The sequence below is a fragment of the Sanguibacter keddieii DSM 10542 genome, assembly GCF_000024925.1.
In the GTDB taxonomy this organism is placed as follows: domain Bacteria; phylum Actinomycetota; class Actinomycetes; order Actinomycetales; family Cellulomonadaceae; genus Sanguibacter; species Sanguibacter keddieii.
On the sequence record NC_013521.1, the window covers coordinates 2,242,111 to 2,258,420 of the forward strand.

Annotated in this window: 12 protein-coding genes; 6 read left to right on the forward strand and 6 right to left on the reverse strand. The window is 70.4% G+C overall.

Annotated elements, in window-relative coordinates:
• The first annotated feature begins 57 nt into the window (after positions 1-57).
• From SKED_RS09865 to SKED_RS09875, 3 genes are all read left to right on the forward strand, one after another.
• Positions 58-1,989 carry a glycoside hydrolase family 15 protein gene (locus SKED_RS09865; protein WP_012867006.1) on the forward strand — a complete coding sequence of 644 codons (1,932 nt, stop codon included), beginning with the start codon at positions 58-60 and terminating at the stop codon, positions 1,987-1,989.
• A gap of 75 nt (positions 1,990-2,064) precedes the next feature.
• Positions 2,065-2,760, forward strand: coding sequence for an MBL fold metallo-hydrolase (locus tag SKED_RS09870; protein WP_012867007.1), 696 nt, complete (start codon positions 2,065-2,067; stop codon positions 2,758-2,760).
• A gap of 50 nt (positions 2,761-2,810) precedes the next feature.
• The gene (locus tag SKED_RS09875; RefSeq protein ID WP_012867008.1) at positions 2,811-3,098 is read left to right on the forward strand and encodes a YciI family protein; all 288 of its coding nucleotides are present in this window, start codon (positions 2,811-2,813) and stop codon (positions 3,096-3,098) included.
• 135 nt (positions 3,099-3,233) lie between these two features.
• Here the strand turns inward: SKED_RS09875 and uvrB are convergent, their stop codons facing one another.
• A complete protein-coding gene (gene uvrB, locus SKED_RS09880; RefSeq protein ID WP_012867009.1) occupies positions 3,234-5,333 on the reverse strand; it encodes an excinuclease ABC subunit UvrB in 2,100 nt (699 codons plus the stop codon).
• A gap of 122 nt (positions 5,334-5,455) precedes the next feature.
• The gene (gene coaE / locus SKED_RS09885; protein ID WP_012867010.1) at positions 5,456-6,079 is read right to left on the reverse strand and encodes a dephospho-CoA kinase; all 624 of its coding nucleotides are present in this window, start codon (positions 6,077-6,079) and stop codon (positions 5,456-5,458) included.
• Between the two features lie 191 nt (positions 6,080-6,270).
• On the opposite strand from coaE, the gene SKED_RS09890 reads away from it, so the two are divergent.
• Positions 6,271-8,169, forward strand: coding sequence for an ABC transporter ATP-binding protein (locus SKED_RS09890; RefSeq protein ID WP_042439001.1), 1,899 nt, complete (start codon positions 6,271-6,273; stop codon positions 8,167-8,169).
• A gap of 312 nt (positions 8,170-8,481) precedes the next feature.
• Here the strand turns inward: SKED_RS09890 and rpsA are convergent, their stop codons facing one another.
• Both rpsA and SKED_RS09900 read right to left on the reverse strand, forming a co-directional pair.
• Entirely contained in the window at positions 8,482-9,972 is a 1,491-nt protein-coding gene (gene rpsA / locus SKED_RS09895) for a 30S ribosomal protein S1 (RefSeq protein WP_012867012.1), read from the reverse strand.
• Between the two features lie 292 nt (positions 9,973-10,264).
• On the reverse strand, positions 10,265-11,290 hold the full coding sequence (locus tag SKED_RS09900) for a 6-phosphofructokinase (protein WP_012867013.1): 1,026 nt from the start codon (positions 11,288-11,290) through the stop codon (positions 10,265-10,267).
• Between the two features lie 195 nt (positions 11,291-11,485).
• Here SKED_RS09900 and SKED_RS09905 point away from each other — a divergent pair, with 195 nt between their 5' ends.
• On the forward strand, positions 11,486-12,322 hold the full coding sequence (locus SKED_RS09905; RefSeq protein ID WP_012867014.1) for a class I SAM-dependent methyltransferase: 837 nt from the start codon (positions 11,486-11,488) through the stop codon (positions 12,320-12,322).
• Between the two features lie 101 nt (positions 12,323-12,423).
• Here SKED_RS09905 and polA read toward each other — a convergent pair whose 3' ends face one another.
• Positions 12,424-15,129 carry a DNA polymerase I gene (polA, locus tag SKED_RS09910; RefSeq protein WP_012867015.1) on the reverse strand — a complete coding sequence of 902 codons (2,706 nt, stop codon included), beginning with the start codon at positions 15,127-15,129 and terminating at the stop codon, positions 12,424-12,426.
• On the opposite strand from polA, the gene SKED_RS09915 reads away from it, so the two are divergent.
• Complete coding sequence (locus tag SKED_RS09915; protein ID WP_012867016.1) at positions 15,128-15,541, forward strand: hotdog fold thioesterase; 414 nt, start codon at positions 15,128-15,130, stop codon at positions 15,539-15,541. The two genes, polA and SKED_RS09915, sit on opposite strands and share 2 nt — an antisense overlap.
• Here SKED_RS09915 and SKED_RS09920 read toward each other — a convergent pair.
• Positions 15,509-16,243 (reverse strand): GNAT family N-acetyltransferase, encoded by a 735-nt coding sequence (locus tag SKED_RS09920; protein WP_012867017.1) that lies wholly within the window; start codon positions 16,241-16,243, stop codon positions 15,509-15,511. The genes SKED_RS09915 and SKED_RS09920 overlap by 33 nt on opposite strands.
• Positions 16,244-16,310 lie beyond the last annotated feature (67 nt).

The following is a 16,310-nucleotide window of genomic DNA, read 5'->3' on the forward strand; positions in this document are numbered from 1 at the left end:
CGGGCCCGGCACCTGCCCCGACGTGCCCGGTCGGGCACGAGCGACCACAATCGATGGATGCCGACCAGCCCCAGCCCAGCACCGAGCACCGCCTCAGCCCACGACACGTCGCCCTGCTCGACGCCCATCGCGGACTACGCCGTCCTGGGTGACGGCCGGTCCTGCGCGCTCGTCAGCCGGAACGGGTCGGTCGACTGGTTGTGCCTGCCGGACTTCGACTCCCCCGCCTGCTTCGCCGCCCTGCTCGGCACCCCGGACCACGGGCGCTGGCTGCTCACCGTCCGCGACGCAGGCTCCGTGACCCGCCGCTACCTCGGGGACTCCTTCGTGCTCGAGACCACGTACACGACCCCGACCGGCAGGGCACGCGTCGTCGACGCGATGCCCCCGGGGGACGGGCGCGCCGACCTGGTCCGGGAGCTCGAGGTGCTCGAGGGCGTGGTCACCGTCGAGCACGAGTGGGTGGTGCGGTTCGGCTACGGCGCCTACGAGCCGTGGGTCAGCCGGGTCGAGGACGACCACGGCCACGGCCGGCACGCCGTCCGCGCGATCGCCGGACCTGACTCCCTCCTGCTGCGCGGCACCCGGCTGCCCGAGGCCGACGACCACCGGCACCGGGACGTGTTCGAGGCCCACGAGGGGCAGCGGTTCACCTTCTCGTCGACGTGGAGCCCGTCGTGGCAGCCGACTCCCCCGCCGCTGTCCGTCGCCGACGAGATCGCCGCGGCGAACGACAGCTGGCACGACTGGGCACGGCAGACCCCGTACGACGGCCCGTACCGCGAGCAGCTGGTCCGCTCGCTCCTGGTGCTGCGCCTGCTCACCAGCACCACCACGGGCGGGATCGTCGCGGCGCCGACCACCTCGCTGCCCGAGGACTTCGGCGGTGAGCGCAACTGGGACTACCGGTACTGCTGGCTCCGTGACGCGGCCATGACGCTCGAGGCCCTCGTCGAGTCCGGGTACCACGACGAGACCGCTGGCTGGCGGGACTGGCTGCTGCGGGCCGTCGCCGGAGACCCGCAGGACCTGCAGATCATGTACGGCGTCGACGGCCGACGGGACCTCCCCGAGAGCGAGCTCGACCACCTCCCGGGCTACGCCGGGTCACGGCCCGTGCGCGTGGGCAACGCGGCCGTCGACCAGGTGCAGAACGACGTGCTCGGCGAGGTGATGTGCGCCCTCGACATGGCGCGCGACGCCGGCCTCACCGAGACGGCCGACAGCTGGTCGCTGCAGCGCCACCTCGTCGACGCCCTCGTAGAGCAGTGGGACCGCCCCGACCGTGGCATCTGGGAGGTGCGCGGCCCCGAGCGGGACTTCGTCCACTCTCGGGTGATGAGCTGGGCGGCCATCGACCGTGCCGTCCGTGGGGTCGAGGTGCACGGCCTCGACGGGCCGGTGGAGCGATGGCGCGCCGTCCGCGACGAGATCCACGCGCAGGTCTTGGAGCGCGGGTACGACGCCGAGCGTGGGACCTTCGTGCAGTACTACGGCGCGGAGCACACCGACGCCGCGCTCCTGCAGATGGCGCAGGTCGGCTTCATCGAGGCGACCGACGAGCGGTTCGTCAGCACGGTGCGCGAGATCCGCCGGTCCCTCGGGACGGACGACGGGTTCGTCCGGCGGTACGAGGTCGAACAGGCCGGCGACGGCCTCGAGGGCGACGAGGCGCCGTTCCTCGTGTGCTCCTTCTGGTTGGTCGACGCGCTGGCCCGCATGGGCGAGGCCGACGAGGCCCGCCACCTGCTCGACACCCTGGTGGCCTCGGCCAACGACCTCGGCCTCATGGCCGAGCAGTACGACGACGAGCGGCAGCGGATGGCGGGGAACTTCCCGCAGGCCTTCTCGCACCTCGGGCTCGTGCGCGCCGTGCACAGCCTCGACCGTGCGACCAACGACAGGCCAGGGCTGCACTCAGCGGCTCTGCACGCCGACGGCGAGGAGACGAACGGCGGGCGCGAGCCGCACGTCGCGAGCAGCAGGTAGCAGGTAGCAGGTAGCAGGTAGCAGGTAGCAGGTGGCAGGTAGCAGCATGGACGACGTCTCGAGGAAGGCAGCACGATGAGCGAAGACCGGAGCACAGCGGAGGGCGCACCGTCGCACCTCACCCGGCTGGACCACGTCGACATCCGGTCGGTGTCCGTCGGCCCGATGGACAACAACGCCTACCTGCTGACCTGCCGCTCGACCGGCGCGCAGGTGCTGGTCGACGCTGCGGCGGACTCCGACCGCCTGCTCGCCCTCGTCCGCGAGGGGTCGGGGTCGGCGCGCCTGGACCTGATCGTCACCACGCACAGCCACCACGACCACGTCGGGGCGCTCGAGGACATGGTGGGGGTCACCGGGGCGACGACCGCCGCGGGAGCGGAGGACGCCGAGGACATCGCCGTGCCGACCCGGCAGCGGCTGCACCACGGCGAACGGCTGGTAGTCGGACACCTGGAGATCGAGGTGGTGGGGTTGCGCGGCCACACGCCCGGGTCTGTCGCCCTCGTCCTCGTGGAGCCCGAGGAGACGGTCGAGCCCGACGCCGTCCCAGGCCGCGCCCACGTGTTCTCCGGCGACTCGCTGTTCCCCGGGGGCGTCGGCAACACCCGACGTGACCCGGAGCGCTTCACCCAGCTGTTCGACGACGTGGTCGAGCGCGTGTTCGACCGGTTCGGCGACGACACCGTGGTGCACCCCGGGCACGGCGCCCCGACGACCCTCGGCGCAGAGCGTCCGCACCTCGAGGAGTGGCGGTCGCGCGGCTGGTGACGACGCCGGCCGGTGACGATGTCGTGCGGCGAAGGTGCTTGAATGCCTCCATGACCACCTACGCCGTGACCTACGTCTACACCGACGACTCCGCCGCCCGTGACACGCACCGTCCCGCGCACCGCGCGTTCCTCGGCGGGCTCTACGCCGCCGGGATCCTGCTGGCCTCCGGCCCGGTGTCGGACGACGACATGCAGGGCGCGCTCCTGATCCTCCAGGGCGAGTCCGCCGAGGCGGTCAGCGCGATCCTCGACGCCGACCCTTTCGCGCAGCAGGAGCTCGTCGCGGCGCGTGCGGTCACCGAGTGGACCGTGGTGTTCGGGCCCTGGGCTGCCTGAGCAGGCTCCGTCCCTGACGCTCGGCTGAGAGCGACGACTGCCTCGGACGCGACGGTCGCCTCAGACGAGAGAGGTCCTCACACGAGAGACGCGGCGCCCTCCCGGGGTGCCGCGTCTCTCGTGCGTAGGGCGCTGTCAGGCCGTCGCGGCCTGCATCTGCCGCAGCTCCTTCTTGAGGCCGGATACCTCGTCGCGCAGGCGGGCGGCGAGCTCGAACTGGAGCTCGGCGGCCGCCGCGTGCATCTGCTCGTCGAGCTCCTGGATGAGCCCGACGAGGTCGCCGGCGGCCGCGACGGCGAGCCGGTTCCCCGAGGTCGCGCCCTCCTTGGGTCCGCCGGGGAGCGGTGCGCCACCCTTGGCCGGCTTGCGGTAGCCGCCCTCGAGCAGCTCGCGGGTGTCGATGTCCTCGCGGGCCAGCATGTCGGTGACGTCGCTGATCTTCTTGCGCAGGGGCGTCGGGTCGATGCCGTGCTCGAGGTTGTACGCGACCTGCTTCTCGCGGCGGCGGTCCGTCTCCTCGAGGGCCATGGCCATCGACGGGGTCACCGTGTCGGCGTACATGTGGACCTGTCCGGAGACGTTACGAGCCGCGCGACCGATCGTCTGGATGAGAGAGGTCGCCGAGCGGAGGAAGCCCTCCTTGTCGGCGTCGAGGATCGCGACGAGCGACACCTCGGGGAGGTCGAGACCCTCACGGAGCAGGTTGATGCCGACGAGGACGTCGTACTCCCCCATGCGCAGCTCGCGCAGCAGCTCGACGCGACGGAGCGTGTCGACCTCGGAGTGCAGGTACCGGACACGCACGCCCTTGTCGAGGAAGTAGTCCGTGAGGTCCTCGGCCATCTTCTTGGTGAGCGTCGTGACGAGGACGCGCTCGTCCTTCTCGGCGCGGACGCGGATCTCCTCGAGCAGGTCGTCGATCTGCCCCTTGGTCGGCTTGACGACCACCTCGGGGTCGATGAGCCCGGTGGGGCGGATGATCTGCTCGACGAAGCCGTCGGACATCGACAGCTCGTACTTGCCGGGCGTCGCCGAGAGGTAGACGGTCTGGCCGATGCGGTCGACGAACTCCTCCCAGCGCAGCGGGCGGTTGTCCATCGCGCTCGGCAGGCGGAAGCCGTGGTCGACGAGGTTGCGCTTGCGCGACATGTCGCCCTCGTACATCGCGCCGATCTGCGGGACGGTCACGTGCGACTCGTCGATGACGAGCAGGAAGTCCTCGGGGAAGTAGTCGAGGAGCGTGTGCGGTGCCGTACCCGGTCCACGTCCGTCGATGTGCCGCGAGTAGTTCTCGATCCCCGAGCAGCTGCCGATCTCGCGCATCATCTCGATGTCGTAGGTGGTGCGCATACGCAGGCGCTGCGCCTCGAGCAGCTTGTTCTGCGCCTCCATCGTCGCGAGGCGCTCCTCGAGCTCGGCCTCGATCGACGCGATCGCCTTCTCCATGCGCTCCGGGCCGGCCACGTAGTGGGTGGCCGGGAACAGGTGGATCGAGGTCTCGTTGCGCACCACGTCACCCGTGAGCGGGTGCAGCGTCTGGATCGCCTCGATCTCGTCCCCGAAGAACTCGATGCGGATCGCGAGCTCCTCGTACACGGGGATGATCTCGACCGTGTCGCCGCGCACCCGGAACGTGCCGCGGGTGAACGCCATGTCGTTGCGGGTGTACTGCATGGTGACGAACTTGCGTAGCAGGGTGTCCCGGTCGACCTGGTCGCCGACGTCGAGGCGCACCATGCGGTCCACGTACTCCTGCGGGGTACCGAGGCCGTAGATGCACGACACCGAGGCGACGACGATCACGTCGCGGCGGGTCAGCAGGTTGCTCGTGGCGGAGTGGCGCAGCCGCTCGACCTCGTCGTTGATCGACGAGTCCTTCTCGATGAAGGTGTCCGTCTGCGCGATGTACGCCTCGGGCTGGTAGTAGTCGTAGTACGACACGAAGTACTCGACGGCGTTGTTGGGCAGGAGCTCGCGGAACTCGGTCGCGAGCTGCGCGGCGAGGGTCTTGTTCGGAGCCATGACCAGCGTGGGCCGCTGCAGCTTCTCGATGAGCCACGCGGTGGTCGCCGACTTGCCGGTACCTGTCGCACCGAGGAGCACGACGTCCTTCTCACCGCCCTGGATGCGCTGCGAGAGCTCGGCGATGGCCGTCGGCTGGTCACCGGAGGGGGTGTACTCCGAGATCACCTCGAAGGGCGCCACGGTCCGCTGGAGATCTGTCACAGGTCGCATAGGACAACCGTACGACCAGCCACCGACAACGCCCACCGGGCCCAGTGTGCCGCCCACCACGCACCGGCTCGCCGAGTCACGCAGCACGCCCGGTGCTCCGAGCGACGAGCGTCGCTGCCCTGCTAGGGAACCGGCGTCTCCGCCTCGACCTCGTCCTGCAGGCGCGCCCAGAGCGCGTCGACGGCGGCGCGCAGGTCGGACTCCTCGTGGGTGCCCGGCAGCACGACGTCGGCCGCGGCGAGCCGCGCCTCGTCGGTCGCCTGGGACGCCACCCGGCGGCGCGCCTCGGGGAGGTCCATCCCCCGGTTCTCGACGAGGCGGCGGATCCTCAGGTCGGCGGGCGCGTCGACGACGACCACCACGTGGAAGGTCTCCTGCTGCCCCGTCTCGACGAGCAGGGGAATGTCGTGGACCACGACGGCGTTGGCATCAGCGGTGGCGATGGCCGCCTCGCGCTCGGCAGACAGCCGGGCGACCTCGGGGTGGACGATCGAGCTCAGCAGGTCCAGACGCGCGCGGTCGCCGAAGACGACGTGCCCGAGGGCCGGTCGGTCGAGCGAGCCGTCCGCGGTGAGGACCTCGGGGCCGAACGCCGCGACCACCTGGTCGAGGCCCACCGTGCCCGGCTCGACCGCCTCGCGGGCCAGCACGTCGTGGTCGATGACCGCGGCACCCAGCTCGGCGAACCGCGCCGAGGCGACCGACTTGCCGGCGGCGATGCCACCGGTCAGACCTATCCTGATCATCTGAGTCCCTCTCCCCGCACGGTGCGTCGAGAGCGGCTCCTGGGAGCCCTCTCGTCCGACGCCCGCGGTGCGGGCGTCGGACCAACGTATCGCGTCCCGCCCGCAGCGGGCACGGGGAGCGTGGCGGACACCCGGTCGGCGCGAGCCGAGGAGCACCACAGCACGCACGTCGAAGGGATCCATCTGTGTCGATGCACCAAGGAGGCGGCGGCGGACAGCTCCGCTCGTTCCGCCAGGAGCGCGACGTCACCCAGCACCGGCTCGCCGACGGCACCGTCCGTCGCGTGCTCGGGTTCGCGCGGCCCTACAAGCGCCAGCTGGCCGTGTTCCTCGCACTCATCTCGGTCGATGCGCTCATCGGCGCCGCCACGCCGCTGGTCTTCAAGGCGATCATCGACGACGGCATCACTCCTGGCCGCCGCGACGTCGTCCTCTGGCTGGCCGGGCTCGTCGCGGCCCTCGCGATCGCCTCCGGTCTCCTCACCATGGCGCAGCGCTGGCTGTCGTCCCGTATCGGCGAGGGGCTGATCCTCGACCTGCGCGTGGCGGTGTTCGACCACGTGCAGCAGATGCCGCTCGCCTTCTTCTCGCGGACGCGTACGGGGGCGCTGGTCCAGCGCCTCAACGGCGACGTGCTCGGAGCCCAGCAGGCCTTCACCTCGACGCTGTCGAGCGTCTTCTCGAACACCCTCACGGTCGTGTTCGTCCTCGCGGCGATGTTCTCCATGTCTTGGCAGCTCACCGCGCTCTCGCTCGTCCTGCTGCCGGCGTTCATCCTGCCCGCGCGCTGGATCGGGCCGCGGCTGGCCCGCCTCACGCGCGAGTCCTACGAGATCAACGCCGACACCTCGCAGACGATGAACGAGCGGTTCAACGTCGCCGGCGCCCACCTCGCCAAGACCTACGGCCGACCCGACGACGAGTCCCGCCGCTTCGCCCGCGACGCGTCCCGTGCACGAGACATCGGCGTGAAGCTGGCGATGTACTCGACGTACTTCCGGGTCGGTCTCACCACCGTCGCTGCCCTCGCCGTCGCGATCGTCTACGGGGTGGGCGGTCTCAGCGCGATCTCCGGCGGGCTCACGGTCGGCGTGGTCGTGGCGCTCACCGCCTACCTCGGCCGGCTATACGGACCGCTCACCGCCCTGTCCAACGTGCAGGTCGACGTGATGACGGCCCTCGTGAGCTTCGAGCGGGTGCTCGAGGTCCTCGACCTCGAGCCGAGCGTCACCGACGCCGAGGACGCGACGGACCTGCGCGACGCCCTCGCGACCGAGGGTGCGAGCATCGAGCTGTGCGACGTGACGTTCCGGTACCCCACTGCCTCGGAGGTGTCCCTCGCCTCGCTCGAGTCGGTCGCCACCCTGGTCAACGACCCGCAGAGCACCACGCTCAGCGGCGTCAGCCTGCGGGTCGAGCCCGGCGAGATGGTCGCGCTGGTCGGCCCGTCCGGAGCCGGCAAGACGACCCTGTCGCAGCTCGTCACCCGCATGTACGACCCGAGCAGCGGGTCGGTGCGCGTCGCCGGCCAGGACCTGCGTGACGTGACGCTCGCGTCGCTGCGCGCCACCGTCGGCACGGTCCCGCAGGACTCGCACATGTTCCACGACACCATCGCCGGCAACCTGCGCTACGCGCGGCCCGAGGCGACCGATGCCGAGATCGAGGACTCGCTGCGCGCCGCGCACATCTGGGACCTCGTGGAGTCCCTGCCCTCGGGCGTCGACACCGTGGTCGGTGACCGTGGGTACCGGCTGTCTGGTGGTGAGCGCCAGCGCCTCGCGATCGCCCGGCTGCTGCTCAAGGCTCCGGACGTCGTCGTGCTCGACGAGGCCACCGCGCACCTGGACTCCGAGTCCGAGGCCGCGGTCCAGCGTGCGCTGAGCGCTGCGCTGGTCGGCCGGACCTCCGTGGTCATCGCGCACCGTCTGTCGACCATCCGTGAGGCCGACCGCATCGTCGTGCTCGACGAGGGTCACGTCGTCGCGCAGGGCACCCACACCGAGCTGCTGGCCGCCGGCGGGCTCTACGCCGACCTGTACCACACCCAGTTCGCCGAAGCCGTCGGCACTCCCCCGCCGGCGGTCTGACACGGCCGGTCTGAACGCCGTCGGCGATCAGATCCCCTGACGCCGAGGTCGCGCCCCTGCCGTCGAGGTCGCACAGACACGCCAGATCCGCGTCTTCCCGAGGGCCGTTCGGCGTGTCTGTACGACCTCAGCGCTGTCGGTGCGACCTCGCGGGGTCTGGTGCGGCCTCGCGGGCTCCTGGTGCTTTGCGCCCGGGCGCGTATGCGTCTGGACGCACGTGCGCCTGGACACACGAAGGGCCGGTCACCCGAAGGTGACCGGCCCTGCGTGGTGGTGCTGAGCTGTTCCGAGGACCGGGGCCCTCAGGTCAGATCAGTTACCGGTGAGCTTCTCGCGGAGCGCGGCGAGAGCCTCGTCCGAGGCGAGCGTGCCGCCACCGGAGGTGGGCTCAGCGGCCGGAGCCGACGAGTAGGTGCTGGCCGACGAGGAGCCCGAGCCGGACTCGGTCTCGCCCGACTCAGCGGCCTCGAGGTCAGCCTTGACGGCCTCGGCGACCTGCTTGCGGTGCGACTCCCAGCGCTCGTGCGCCTTGGCGTACTGGCCTTCCCAGGTCTCACGCTGCGACTCGAAGCCCTCGAGCCACTCGTTCGTCTCGGGGTCGAAGCCCTCCGGGTACTTGTAGTTCCCGGCCTCGTCGTACTCGGCAGCCATGCCGTAGAGCGCGGGGTCGAAGTCGTCCGACTCCGGGTCCACGCCCTCGTTGGCCTGCTTCAGCGACAGCGAGATGCGGCGACGCTCGAGGTCGATGTCGATGACCTTGACGAAGACGTCGTCGCCCACGTTGACGACCTGCTCGGGCAGCTCGACGTGGCGGACAGCCAGCTCCGAGATGTGCACGAGGCCCTCGATGCCGTCCTCGACGCGCACGAACGCACCGAAGGGGACGAGCTTGGTGACCTTACCCGGCACGACCTGACCGATGGCGTGCGTACGGGCGAAGGTCTGCCACGGGTCTTCCTGCGTCGCCTTGAGCGACAGGGAGACACGCTCGCGGTCGAAGTCGACGTCGAGAACCTCGACGGTGACCTCCTGACCGACCTCGACGACCTCGCCCGGGTGGTCGATGTGCTTCCAGGACAGCTCGGAGACGTGGACGAGACCGTCGACCCCGCCGAGGTCCACGAAGGCACCGAAGTTGACGATCGAGGAGACGACACCGGGGCGGACCTGGCCCTTCTGCAGCGTCTGCAGGAAGGTGGAACGGACCTCGGACTGCGTCTGCTCGAGCCAGGCACGGCGCGACAGGACCACGTTGTTGCGGTTCTTGTCGAGCTCGATGATCTTGGCCTCGATCTCCTTGCCGACGTACGGCTGGAGGTCGCGGACGCGGCGCATCTCGACGAGCGAGGCGGGGAGGAAGCCACGAAGACCGATGTCGAGGATGAGGCCACCCTTGACGACCTCGATGACGGTGCCGGTGACGACGCCGTCCTCTTCCTTGATCTTCTCGATCGTGCCCCAGGCGCGCTCGTACTGTGCGCGCTTCTTGGACAGGATCAGACGGCCTTCCTTGTCCTCCTTCTGGAGGACGAGGGCCTCGACGGCGTCGCCGACCTTGACGACCTCTCCGGGGTCCACGTCGTGCTTGATGGACAGCTCACGGGAGGGGATGACGCCTTCGGTCTTGTAACCGATGTCGAGGAGGACCTCGTCGCGGTCGACCTTGACGATGGTGCCTTCGACAATGTCACCGTCGTTGAAGTACTTGATGGTGGCGTCGATGGCTGCAAGGAAGTCTTCTGCAGTGCCGATGTCGTTGATGGCGACCTGCGGGGCGGACTTCGCGGGGGTAGAGATGGTCATTGAGTCAGGTGCTCCGATGCGGACAGGAAGTAGTTCGGATAGGGATGGTGCTGGTTCGTGCGCGGACGCACGGGATGTGAGACGTGGTGCTCGTACGTTGAGTGCCGTCCAGCATCTTCACTGCTGTCACCCGCTGCGACGACCAGCCACGAGCTGGTCGGACGACTACGGGCGCGACCGTACTGCACCGCCATGAACCTTACCGGGGGTGCAGTCGACGGGTCAACGTGGACGCGCGGGAGTGGACGGGCCCCTGAGCAGGCCCAGGAGCCGTCCACGGGTCGTCTGGGCGTCAGGCGAGGACGCGCGCGACCCTGAGGAGGTCGTCGGGGACGTGCTTGACCTTCCCGGCGATCTCCTCGAGCGGGACGAGGACGACCTCTTCGTTGCGCAGGGCCGTCATGACGTTGGTCTCGCCGCGGCTGATCGCGTCGACGGCCGCGACGCCGAAGCGGCTGCCGAGGATGCGGTCGGTCGGCGTGGGCGTGCCGCCGCGCTGGACGTGACCGAGGATCGTCAGGCGCGTGTCGAAGCCGGTCCGGGTCGCGATCTCGTTGGCGACCCGCTCGCCGATGGCACCGGCAATGATCTCGCCGAACTTGCCGAGCTGGGCCTCGTACTGCATCGAGCTGCCCTCCTTGGGCAGCGCACCCTCGGCGACCACGACGATCGAGAAGTTCGCGTGCGAGCGGTGACGGTGCTTGAGGAACTTGACGATGCGGTCCATGTCGAAGGGCTCCTCGGGGGCGAGCACGAGCTCGGCCCCGCCCGCGATGCCGGCGTTCACGGCGATCCAGCCGGCGTGCCGGCCCATGACCTCGACGACCATGACGCGGTTGTGGCTCTCCGCGGTCGTGTGGATGCGGTCGATCGCCTCGGTCGCGATGTTCACCGCGGTGTGGAAGCCGATCGACAGGTCCGTGCCGTAGACGTCGTTGTCGATCGTCTTGGGGATCGCGACGATCTTGATGCCCTGCTCGGCGACCTTGTTGGCGGCGTGGAGGGTGCCGTCGCCGCCGATGCAGATGAGCGCCTCGATGCGCTCGGCCTCGAGCGTGGCCATGACGCCGTCGAGCCCGCCGTCGGCGGAGTGCGGGTGGAACCGTGCGGTGCCGAGGAGCGTGCCGCCCTGCGGGAGGACGTTGCGGATGTCCTCTCGCGACATGGTCCGGACGTCACCGTCGACCACGCCCTTCCAGCCGTTGCGGAAGCCGATGATGGTGTGCCCGTACTCCCCCAGACCTTGCTTGACGACCGCACGGATCGCAGCGTTCAGCCCTGGGCAGTCGCCACCGCCGGTGAGCAGACCGATTCTCATTCGAACTCCCTCAAGAAATGAAAGGTGACCAGCATCGTCGTGGGCCCGTGACGGGCCCACGAGTCAACCCTACAGAGCCGCTCCCCTGGTCGGGGCCGCCTTTGGTCCCAGCGAGACGGCTGCCGTCGAGCACCCTGCCGACCCTGCGGCTGACGACTTGGCCCGACGCCCCGACGGCCACCACGACGACGGCGGATGCGCCAGACTGGTCGGGTGACGACCGAGAGAACACTGCGCGCCGGGTACCAGGACGTACCCGACGAGGCCGCCGGTCCTGCGAGCCGCGGCTGGTGGGACGAGAACGCTGCCGAGTACCTCGCGGAGCACGGCACCTTCCTCGGGACCGAGGACTTCTGCTGGTGCCCGGAGGGCCTGCGCGAGGGCGACGCCCACCTGCTGGGCCCCGTCGAGGAGCTCCGCGGGGCGCAGGTGCTCGAGATCGGGTCGGGCGCGGCGCAGTGCGGCCGCTGGCTCGCGCGGCACGGGGCGCAGGTGGTCTCGACCGACGTGTCGCTCGGCATGCTGCGCGAGAGCCGGCAGATCGACGCGACCGCCGGGACGCGCGTCCCGGTGCTGCAGGTCGACGCGCGCCACCTGCCCTTCGCCGACGGCTCCTTCGACACCGTGTTCACCGCCTACGGCGCGATCCCCTTCGTGCCCGACGCCGTGCAGGTGCACCGCGAGGTGGCACGTGTGCTGCGGCCTGGTGGCCGCTGGGTGTTCTCGGTGACCCACCCGGTGCGGTGGGCCTTCCCGGACGACCCGACGGAGCGCGGGCTCACGGCGCAGCGGTCGTACTTCGACCGCCGGCCCTACGCCGAGCGGGACGACGCCGGCACGGTGACCTACGCCGAGTACCACCGCACCCTCGGCGACCACGTCCGCGAGATCGCGGCGGCCGGCCTGCAGCTCGTCGACGTGGTCGAGCCGGAGTGGCCGGACGGGCACGACCAGGTCTGGGGCGGGTGGAGCCCGACCCGCGGTCGCCTGCTCCCGGGCACGGCCATCTTCAGCTGCCGCGCTCCTGCCTGACACGGCGTCAGGCTGACACGCCGTCGCGCTGACACGCCGCCCTGAGGCTTCGCGACGCGGCGCCCGACCGTGATCGGCCGGGCGCCTGACGAGTGTGTCTCTCAGTGCCCCGCGTCGTGCCAGCTGGAGCCGGTGCCGACGGACACGTCGAGCGGGACGAGCAGGTCGGCGGCGGACCCCATCTGCTCGCGCACGAGCGTGGTGAGCTCCTCGAGCTCACCGTGGCCCACCTCGAGGATGAGCTCGTCGTGCACCTGCAGGAGCAGCCGGGAGCGCAGGCCGCGCACGGCGATCTCCTTCTCGACGCCGAGCATCGCGACCTTGATGATGTCGGCCGCGCTGCCCTGGATCGGCGCGTTGAGGGCCATCCGCTCGGCCATCTCACGACGCTGCCGGTTGTCGCTCGTGAGGTCGGGCAGGTACCGGCGACGTCCCATGATGGTGGCGGTGTAGCCGTTGGCGCGCGCCTCGTCGACGACGCCGGCGAGGTAGGTGCGCACGCCGCCGAAGCGCGTGAAGTAGTCCTCCATGAGCTTCGACGCCTCTTTGACGTCGATGTTCAGCTGGTTGGAGAGACCGAAGGACGACAGCCCGTAGGCGAGCCCGTACGACATCGCCTTGATCTTCGACCGCATGGCCGGCGTCACCGCTGAGGTCTCGACCTGGAACACGCGTGACCCGACGTAGTTGTGCAGGTCTTCTCCGGTACGGAAGGCCTCGATGAGCCCTTCGTCGCCCGACAGGTGCGCCATGATGCGCATCTCGATCTGCGAGTAGTCGGCGGTCAGCAGCGTCTCGTAACCGTCACCGACCACGAAGGCACGGCGGATGCGGCGGCCCGCCTCGGTGCGGATGGGGATGTTCTGCAGGTTCGGCTCGGTCGAGCTGAGGCGCCCGGTCGCGGCGATGGTCTGCTGGAAGGTCGTGTGGATCCGGCCGTCGTCCGCGACCGACTTGAGGAGCCCCTCGACGGTCTGGCGCAGGCGAGTCGAGTCGCGGTGGTCGAGCAAGAACTTGAGGAACGGGTGCTCCGTCTTGACGAAGAGGTCGGCCAGGGCGGCGGCGTCGGTCGTGTACCCGGTCTTGATCTTCTTGGTCTTGGGCATGTCGAGCTGGTCGAACAGCACCTCTTGGAGCTGCTTCGGCGACCCGAGGTTCACCTCGCGGCCGATCACCTCGTAGGCCGACGCCGCGGCACCGGTGACGAGCTCGCCGAAGTGCTGCTCGAGCTCACGCAGGTAGTCGACATCCATGGCGATGCCGTGGCGCTCCATGTGCACGAGGACGGCCGACAGCGGCAGCTCCAGCTCGGTGAGGAGCGGCTCGGCGCTGCGGTCGCCGAGCTCGCCGCGGAGCACCTCGGCGAGGTCGGTGAGTGCGGCGGCGCGCACGGCGAGCCGCCCGCCCTCGCTGTCTTCGCCGACCGACAGGTCGAGCGCACCCTGGTCGCTCGAGGTGTCGACCGGGGTGAGCTCGCGGTGCAGGTGGCGCTCGGCGAGGTCGCCGAGGTCGTAGCTGCGCTGGTCGGGGAAGCAGAGGTAGGCGGCGAGCTCGGTGTCGAAGACGACGCCCTCGAGCGAGTAGCCGCGGGAGGCGAGCTCGTGCCAGACGCTCTTGCCGCCGTGCACCACCTTGGCGCGGGTCGGGTCGGAGAGCCAGTCGCTCAGCGCGGTGTCGTCGGCGGCCGAGAGGTCCGTGAGGTCGAGGGCGACGGCCGAGCCGGGACCGTCGGCGATGGCGAGGGCCCAGGCGTCGCCGCCCGCCGGGACGGGCCGGCCGGCGACCTCGAGGCCGAGCGGGCGCTGGTCGTGCTCGGCGAACCACGCCTCGAGCAGGCCCGGGGCGAGGTCCTCGACGGTGACCTCGACCGCGGGGGCCGCGTTCTCGTCGTCGTCGGCCGAGGGGTGCATCGCGAAGAGGCGCTCGCGCAGCGTGCGGAACTGGAGCGCGTCGAAGACCGTGCTCATGGCCTCGCGGTCCCACGGCTGCACGCGGAGGTCGTCGGGGCCGAAGGGCAGCTCGACGTCGGTGAGCAGGTGGTTGAGCTGGCGGTTGAGGCGCACGACGTCGAGGTGGTCGCGCAGCGACTCCCCCGCCTTGCCCTTGATCTCGCCGGCGCGGTCGAGGATCTGCTCGAGGCTGCCGAACTGGTTGATCCACTTGGCCGCCGTCTTGGGGCCCACGCCCGGGACGCCGGGCAGGTTGTCGCTCGTCTCGCCGACGAGAGCCGCGAGCTCCGGATACTGGTGCGGCTCCACGCCGTACTTGGTGCGGACGGCGTCCGGGGTCATGCGCGCGAGCTCGGACACACCCTTGACGGGGTAGAGCACCGTGACGTTCTCGTTGACGAACTGCAGGGAGTCACGGTCGCCGGAGCAGACGAGGACCTCCATCCCGAGAGCGTCGGCCTGCGACGACAGGGTCGCGAGGATGTCGTCGGCCTCGAAGTTGTCCTTGTCGAGGTGGCGCACGTGCATCGCCTCGAGGACCTCCTTGATGAGCGGCACCTGGCCCTTGAAGGGCTCAGGGGTCGCGTCGCGGGTGCCCTTGTAGCTGGGGAGGGCCTCGGTGCGGAAGGTCGTGGACCCGGCGTCGAAGGCGACGGCCACGTGCGTGGGCTCCTCGACGCGCAGCAGCGTGGCGAGCATCGAGATGAAGCCGTGCACGGCGTTGGTGTGCTGGCCGGACGTGGTGGAGAACTTGTCCACCGGGAGGGCGAAGAACGCCCGGTACGCCATGGAGTGGCCATCGATCAGCAGGAGCCTGGGTCGCGAAGTGTCGGTCACACCTGCAAACCTATCTCTCATGACCGACAACGACATCACCCAGAAGCTCGCAGACCTCAGCCGCGGCACGCTCATCGAGAGGATGGGGATCGAGCTCGTCGAGGTCGGCCCCCAGCGTGCGGTGGGCACCATGCCGGTGGCGGGCAACACGCAGCCGGCCGGGCTGCTGCACGGCGGGGCGAGCGTCGTGCTCGCGGAGACCCTCGGGTCGCTCGCGGCGCAGGCGCACGCCGGTGAGGGCCGGTTCGTCGTAGGGATCGAGGTCGGTGCGACGCACCACTCGGCGGCACGCTCCGGGGTGGTCACCGGGGTGGCGACAGCCCTCCACCTGGGGCGGACGACCGCGAGCTACGAGATCGTGCTGACCGACGAGGACGACCGTCGGATCTGCACGGCGCGGCTAACCTGCCTGGTGCTCACGCCGACGACCTGAGTGCTCCGGGTGACCGGCGCGCTCGACGTCCCGGTCGAGGTCTTCAGGCGTGAGGTCGTCGGCGGGCTGGTCGACGACGGGGACCGCCCCGGTCGCCAGGCTCGCCTGGAAGGCACGCAGGTCGAGGGGCCCGCTGTTGGTCTCGATGCGGGCGCGGCGGCGCCGGGCGATGAGGTCCTCGATACCCCGGACCTGGCGGCGGCCGGCGCTCTCCGCGGCGAGCTTGCGCTGCAGCACGGCCGTGGTGACGACACGGTGGGATGCTGCGGGCGCGAAGCCGAGGCGGGCGAGGAAGCGCTGCACGCCGCGCGACCCGGGGAGCGGCACGGAGTACACGTCGAGCGCACCGACGGACGCGGCGAGGTCACCGGCTGCGGTGAGCAGCGCGTGGCCGACGCCGCGCCGGCGGAAGTCCTGCGAGACGTAGAGCGCCTCGATGTACACCGAGGTGACGTCGCTGAACAGGCTCGGCTCGATGATGCGCACGAGCATGAACCCGACGGGCTGGCCCTCGATGACGGCGACCTTGATACGACCACCCGGCAGGCCCGTGAGCGTCGCGAGCTGGCGGGTGAGCCGCTCCTCGTCGCTCACGCACAGCTGCACGCCGGTGCCTGCCTCGTGACGCGCGGAGACGCTCAGCCGGGCCAGGACCGGCAGGTCCGACGCGACGGCGGGTCGGACATCGACCAGTGCACGCATGAGCAGAGCTCCTCGACAGGGGGGGTGATCGCTTCGACCTAGACTGCCCCTCTCGACCCTGCGGGTC

Coding starts and splice junctions, on each gene's coding strand:
- SKED_RS09865 (WP_012867006.1), top strand. CDS start 58: ATGCCGACCAGCCCCAGCCCAGCACCGAGCACCGCCTCAGCCCACGAC.
- SKED_RS09870 (WP_012867007.1), top strand. CDS start 2,065: ATGAGCGAAGACCGGAGCACAGCGGAGGGCGCACCGTCGCACCTCACC.
- SKED_RS09875 (WP_012867008.1), top strand. CDS start 2,811: ATGACCACCTACGCCGTGACCTACGTCTACACCGACGACTCCGCCGCC.
- uvrB (WP_012867009.1), bottom strand. CDS start 5,333: ATGCGACCTGTGACAGATCTCCAGCGGACCGTGGCGCCCTTCGAGGTG.
- coaE (WP_012867010.1), bottom strand. CDS start 6,079: ATGATCAGGATAGGTCTGACCGGTGGCATCGCCGCCGGCAAGTCGGTC.
- SKED_RS09890 (WP_042439001.1), top strand. CDS start 6,271: ATGCACCAAGGAGGCGGCGGCGGACAGCTCCGCTCGTTCCGCCAGGAG.
- rpsA (WP_012867012.1), bottom strand. CDS start 9,972: ATGACCATCTCTACCCCCGCGAAGTCCGCCCCGCAGGTCGCCATCAAC.
- SKED_RS09900 (WP_012867013.1), bottom strand. CDS start 11,290: ATGAGAATCGGTCTGCTCACCGGCGGTGGCGACTGCCCAGGGCTGAAC.
- SKED_RS09905 (WP_012867014.1), top strand. CDS start 11,486: ATGCGCCAGACTGGTCGGGTGACGACCGAGAGAACACTGCGCGCCGGG.
- SKED_RS09915 (WP_012867016.1), top strand. CDS start 15,128: ATGACCGACAACGACATCACCCAGAAGCTCGCAGACCTCAGCCGCGGC.
- polA (WP_012867015.1), bottom strand. CDS start 15,129: ATGAGAGATAGGTTTGCAGGTGTGACCGACACTTCGCGACCCAGGCTC.
- SKED_RS09920 (WP_012867017.1), bottom strand. CDS start 16,243: ATGCGTGCACTGGTCGATGTCCGACCCGCCGTCGCGTCGGACCTGCCG.